At 75.9% G+C, this 6,719-nt stretch carries 1 protein-coding gene; it reads left to right on the plus strand.

The window, feature by feature from the left end; all coding sequences use genetic code 11:
* Positions 1 to 44: 44 nt before the first annotated feature.
* Entirely contained in the window at positions 45 to 6,710 is a 6,666-nt protein-coding gene (locus ABZ725_RS28160; RefSeq protein WP_358805339.1) for an SDR family NAD(P)-dependent oxidoreductase, read from the plus strand.
* Positions 6,711 to 6,719: the final 9 nt, after the last annotated feature.

The following is a 6,719-nucleotide window of genomic DNA, read 5'->3' on the forward strand; positions in this document are numbered from 1 at the left end:
TTCCTACCGGCTTCTCCCCGGGCACCCGGTGAAAGTGGGCTCGCGTGTCGACCAACGAAGAGAAACTCCTCGACTACCTCAAGAGGGCCACCGCGGACCTCGGCCGGACCCGGCAGCGGCTGCGCGAGATCGAGGCGGCCGCGGCCGAGCCCGTCGCCGTCGTCGGCATGGCCTGCCGGTACCCCGGCGGTGTGCGCACACCGCAGGAGCTGTGGCGACTCGTCGCCGACGGAGTCGACGCGCTCGGCGACTTCCCGCACGACCGCGGCTGGGACGTCGACGGCATCTACGACCCCGACCCCGAACGCTCCGGCAAGACCTACGTCCGGCGCGGCGGCTTCCTGGACGACGCGGCCGACTTCGACGCCGAGCTGTTCGGCATCAACGCGCGTGAGGCCCTGGCCATGGACCCGCAGCAGCGGCTGCTCCTGGAGACCTCCTGGGAGGCGTTCGAGCGTGCGGGCGTCGACCCGACCTCGCTGAAGGGCAGTCGGATCGGAGTGTTCGCGGGGGCCATCTCCTCGGGCTACGCCGAACGGCTCACCAGCGTTCCGGAGGCGGTCGAGGGGTATCTCGGCACCGGCAGCATGACCAGTGTCGCGTCCGGGCGGATCGCCTACACGCTCGGGCTCGAAGGGCCGGCCGTCACCATCGACACCGCCTGCTCCTCCTCACTCGTCGCGATCCATCTCGCCGCCCAGGCGCTGCGCCAGGGCGAATGCACGATGGCGCTGGCCGGCGGGGTGACCGTGATGTCGACGCCGGGCATCTTCATCGAGTTCAGCCGCCAGCGCGGCCTCGCCCCCGACGGGCGCTGCAAGGCGTTCGCCGCCGCGGCCGACGGCACCGGCTGGGCCGAGGGCGCGGGCGTCCTGCTGCTGGAGCGGCTCAGCGACGCCCGCCGGGCCGGGCGCCCCGTGCTGGCCGTCGTCCGGGGCAGTGCGGTCAACCAGGACGGGGCGAGCAACGGCCTGACCGCCCCCAACGACCGGGCGCAGGAACGCGTGATCCGCCAGGCCCTCGACTCCGCGCGGCTGACCGCCCCGGACGTCGACGCGGTCGAGGCGCACGGCACCGGCACCACCCTGGGCGACCCCATCGAGGCGCAGGCGCTGCTGGCCACGTACGGCCAGGGCCGGCCCGCCGGGAAGCCGCTGTGGCTGGGCGCCGTCAAGTCGAACATCGGTCACACGGGTGCGGCGGCAGGTGTCGCCGGGGTCATCAAGATGATCGAGGCCATGCGGCACGAACTGCTGCCGCGGACCCTGCACGTGGACGAGCCGACGCCGCACGTCGACTGGTCGGCCGGCGGGGTGGAGCTGCTCACCCGGCCCACCCCGTGGCAGCGCAACGGCCGTCCGCGCCGGGCCGGGATCTCCTCGTTCGGCGTGAGCGGCACCAACGCCCATGTGATCGTGGAGGAGGCGCCGCCCGCCACGGAGGAGGCCGCCGCCGAGAACGTCCCCGCCGAGGGGGCCCCCGCTCCCGTCGTGCCCTGGGTCCTCGGCGCCCGTAACGACGACGCCCTGCGCGCGCAGGCCGCCCGGCTCGCCGCCCACCTGCGGGAACGGCCCGACCTCCGCCCGGCGGACGTCGGCTACTCGCTGGCCACCTCGCGCGCCGCCCTCGACTCCCGGGCGGTCGTCGTGGGCGCCGAACCCGACGAGTTCCTCTCGGGTCTCGACGCGCTGGCGCTCGGCGGGGACGCGCCGAACGCCGCGCACGGCCGGGCCGTCCCGGGCGGCCGCTCGGCCTTCCTGTTCACCGGCCAGGGCAGCCAGCGCCCCGGCATGGGCCGCGAACTGCACGCGACCTGGCCCGCCTTCGCCGACGCCTTCGACGCCGTGGCCGCCGAACTCGACGCCCGGCTGGCCGGGCACGTCGACCGGCCGCTGGCCGAGGTCGTGCTGACCCCCGACGATCCGGAGACCGCGGAACTGCTCGGGCGGACCGTGTACGCGCAGACCGGTCTGTTCGCCCTCCAGGTCGCCCTCTTCCGCCTCTACGAGTCCTGGGGCGTACGCCCCGACCTGCTGCTGGGCCACTCCATCGGCGAGCTGAGCGCCGCGCACCTGGCCGGCGTGTGGTCGCTGCCCGACGCGGCGGCACTGGTGGCAGCCCGCGCCACCCTGATGCAGGAACTGCCTGCCGCAGGCGCGATGCTCGCGGTCGCCGCCGCCGAGGAGGAGGTACGGGCCGCCCTCGCCGAGTACGACGGCGCCGTCGATCTCGCCGCCGTCAACGGACCGTCCGCGGTGGTGCTCTCCGGCGACAGCGAGCCGCTGCTCGCGCTCGCCGACCGTTTCACCGCGGAGGGCCGCAAGACCCGGCGGCTGCGCACCAGCCACGCCTTCCACAGCGCGCACATGGACGGCATGCTCGACCGCTTCCGCGAGGCGGCGGCCGGCGTCGCGGCCTCGCCCGCCCGCATCCCGGTGATCTCCAACGTGACCGGCGCTCCCGCCACCGACGACGAACTGGGCAGCGCCGACTACTGGGTTCGCCATGTGCGCGCGACGGTCCGCTTCGCCGACGGAGTCGCCGCGCTCGCCGACGCCGGCGCCACCGCCCTGATCGAGCTGGGCCCCGACGGAGTCCTCACCGCACTCGCCCAGGACACCCTTGCCGCCCGCAGGACGACACCGACCCCCGTTTGCGTCCCCGCCCTGCGCGCCGGCCGACCCGAACCCGCCGCCGCCGTACGCGCCCTCGGCGCGCTCCACCTCTGCGGCGGCCGCATCGACGGCGAGCGGTTCTTCGCCGGCCTCGACGCCCGCCGCACCGACCTGCCCACCTACGCCTTCCAGCGCAAGCGCTACTGGCTGGACGGCACGGCCACGCCCCCCGACGCGGCCGGCCTCGGCCTCACCGCCACCGGTCACCCCCTGCTCGGCGCGGAGCTGCACATGGCGGGCCGCGGCAGCCTGGTCCTCACCGGGCGGCTGTCCCCGCGCACCCACCCCTGGCTGGCCGACCACGCGGTGGGCGGCGTCGTGCTCTTCCCCGGCACCGCGTTCGTCGAGGTCGCCGTCCAGGCCGGGGACCGCGCGGGCTGCCCCCACCTGGCCGAACTCATGCTGGAGGCGCCCCTCCCGCTCCCTGCGGACACCCCGGTCCGACTCCAGGTCACCGTCGAACCGACCGACGACGACGGCAGCCGCAGCCGGGTGGAGATCCACTCCCGCCCTGCGGACTCCACCGCCCCCGACGACGCCGAATGGACCCGACACGCAACCGGCGTCCTCATGACCGACCCCGACCCCGGCGCCGCGACGGCCGCGGCCCCCGCACAGGCAAGCGCGCCACAGCCTGCACCCGACCTTGCCCCGCAGGCGGTCTGGCCGCCCGCCGGGGCCGTGCCGGTCGACGTCGGCGACTTCTACGCCGACCTCGCCTCCGGCGGATTCGGCTACGGTCCGTCGTTCCAGGGCCTGCGTGCCGCCTGGCGGCACGACGGGGCCGTGTACGCGGAGGTGGCGCTGCCCGACGAACACGCCGCAGCCGCCGCGGACTTCCTCCTGCACCCCGCGCTGTTCGACGCCGCGCTGCACGCCAGCGGGCTGACCGGGCTCGGGCAGGACACCGGGCAGGCCCGGCTGGTGTTCTCCTGGAGCGGGGTGAGCGTGCACGCCGTCGGCGCCGCGGCGCTGCGGGTGCGGATGTCGGCCACCGGGCCCGACACGGTCGAACTGACCGCCGCCGACGGCCTGGGCAACCCCGTGGTCTCGGTGCGTGAACTGGTGATGCGCCCCGCCCCCGCAGACCCGGCCGTGTCCGCCGAACCGGCCGACGGCGGTGCGCTGTTCCGGCTCGAGTGGGTCCCGCAGTCCCCCTCCGAGGAACCGCCGACCCCAGCCACGGAACCGTGGGCCGTCCTCGGGCCCGACCCCTTCGGCCTGACCGACGCGCTGGCGGCGGCCGGGATCACGGCGAGCGAGTATCCCGACGTCGCCACGCTCGCCGAGGAGCCCGCGGCCCCCGCGGTCGTCCTGCTCCCGCTCGCCCCGGTCTCCGTCGCCGGACTGCCGAGCGCGGCCGACCGGGCCGTCGACCGGATGCTGCACACCGTGCAGGGCTGGCTGGCCCACTCCGCGTGGGAGGCGACCCGGCTGGTCGTCGTCACGTCGGGCGCGGTCGCCGCCCGCGACGGCGAGAGCGTCACCGACCTGGCCCACGCGCCGGTCTGGGGCCTGCTGCGCTCCGTGGAGGCCGAGCACCCCGGCCGGATCCTCCTCGCCGACCTCGACACGGACGCCGCCTCCCGGGCCGCCCTGCCCGACGCGATCCAGGCGGCGCTGGCCACCGGCGAACCGCAGACGGCCGTCCGCGCGGGGGCCGCCCTTGCGCCGCGGATCGTCCGGGCGGACACCGCCCGGCTGCTGCCCGCCGCCCCCGACGGGCCCTGGCTGCTGGACACCGCCTCCGCGGGCGACCTGGACCGGCTCGCGCCGCTGCCGTACCCGCCCGCCGCCCGGCCGCTCGCCCCGCACGAGATCCGGATCGCCGTCCGCGCCTCCGGCCTCAACTTCCGTGATGTGCTGGTCGGTCTCGGCATGGTGCCCGGCCAGGTCGGCATGGGCACCGAGGGCGCCGGAGTGGTCGTCGAAGCGGGCTCGGCGGCCGGTGACTGGCGGCCCGGCGACCGGGTGATGGGCGTGGTGCCCGCCTCGCTCGGCCCGGTCGCGGTCTGCGACCACCGCGCCGTCGTCCGCGTCCCGCCGTACTGGACCTTCGCCGAGGCCGCCGGGATGCCGATCGCCTTCCTGACCGCCTACCGCGCCCTGTTCGACCTCGCCGGCCTCAAACCCGGCGAGTCCGTACTGATCCACGCGGCGGCCGGCGGCGTCGGCATGGCCGCCGTCCAGCTGGCCCGGCACTTCGGCGCCGAGGTCTACGGCACGGCGAGCCCGGGCAAATGGGACACCCTGCGGGAACTGGGCCTGGACGACGAGCACATCGCCTCCTCCCGCTCGCTCGACTTCGAGGACGACTTCACCGCCGCGACCGGCGGCCACGGCGTCGACGTCGTCCTGAACTCGCTGGCCCGCGAGTACGTGGACGCCTCGCTGCGGCTGCTGGCCCCCGGCGGCCGACTGATCGAGATCGGGAAGACGGACCTGCGCGACCCCGGAGAGACGGCCGTCCTGTACCCCGGGGTCGGCTACCAGCCGTTCGTCGACGCCGAACCCGAGCGCATCGGCGAGATCCTCACCCACGTCGTCGAACTCATCGAGAGCGGCGCGCTCAGCCGGCTCCCGGTGCGCAGCTGGGACATCCGGGAGGCGTCCCAGGCCTACCGGTACATGAGCCAGGCCAAGCACATCGGCAAGATCGTGCTCACCCTGCCCGCCGCCCCCGACCCCGACGGCACGGTCCTGATCACCGGCGGCACCGGCGCGCTCGGCGCCCTGCTGGCCCGCCACCTGGTGACCGAGCACGGCGCCCGGCGACTGCTGCTCACCAGCCGGGCCGGCGACCGGGCGCCCGGCGCCGATCGACTGCGCGAGGAGCTCACGGACCTCGGCGCCGCCCATGTGGAGCTCGCGGCCTGCGACGTCGCCGACCGCGCCCAGCTCGCCGACGTCTTGTCCCGCATCCCCGCCGAGCATCCGCTGACCGCGGTCGTGCACGCCGCGGGGGTGGTCGAGGACGGCGTCGTCACCTCGCTGACCTCCGATCAACTCCGTCGCGTCCTGCGCCCGAAGATCGACGGGGCCGTGAACCTGCACCGGCTGACCGCCGACGCGGACCTCGCCCTGTTCGCCCTCTACTCCTCGGCGGCCGGTGTGCTGGGCGGCGCGGGCCAGGGCGGCTACGCCGCCGCCAACACCTTCCTCGACGCGCTCGCCTGCCACCGCCGGGCCGCCGGCCGCCCCGCCACCTCGCTCGCCTGGGGACTGTGGGACCAGGCCGGCGAGATCACGGCCGGCATGGACCGGGTCGACCGGGCGAGGGCGGCGCGCTCCGGAATGCTGCCGCTGTCGGCCGCGCAGGGCCTCGCCCTCTTCGACGCCGCCGCCGACACGCCCGAGCCCCTGCTGCTGCCGGTCCGGGTCGACGGCGCCGCCCTGCGCCGCGGGTCCGGCGCCGCCGCCGTGCCCGCGGCCATGCGCGGCCTGGTCCGTGGCCCGGCCCGGCGCACCGCGCGGTCCGCCGCCCGGCCGGAGCCCGCCGGGCTCGTACAGCGGCTGTCCGAGCTGGCCGAGGACGACCGGCGCAGGCTGCTGACCGACCTGGTCTGCGACCACGCGAGCACCGTGCTCGCGCTGGGCGGCGCGGACGCCGTCGACCCGCGCCGGGGCTTCACCGAGATGGGCTTCGACTCGCTGACCGCCGTCGAACTGCGCAACCGGCTCGACGCCGCCACGGAACTGCGGCTGCCCGCCACCCTCGTCTTCGACTACCCCACCCCGGCCGACCTCGCCGAGCACCTCTTCGAGGAACTCGCGCCCGACACCGCCGCCGCGGTGCCCGCGCTGCTGGACGAGCTCGACCGCATCGAGTCCCGGCTCGCCCAGCTGCGCGCCGACGCATACGACCGCGCCGCCATCTCCCAGCGGATCGACCGGCTCCTGACGGTGTGGCGCAACCAGGACCCCGACTCCGCCCCCGCCGCGTCGGACGCGCCGGAGACCGCCGCGGAGCAGCTCAGGGAAGCCAGCGCCGACGAGGTGCTCGACTTCATCGACCGCGAACTCGGCCTGGCGTGAGCGCCTTTG

This window comes from Streptomyces sp. NPDC006872 (assembly GCF_040635845.1).
In the GTDB taxonomy this organism is placed as follows: Bacteria; Actinomycetota; Actinomycetes; order Streptomycetales; family Streptomycetaceae; genus Streptomyces.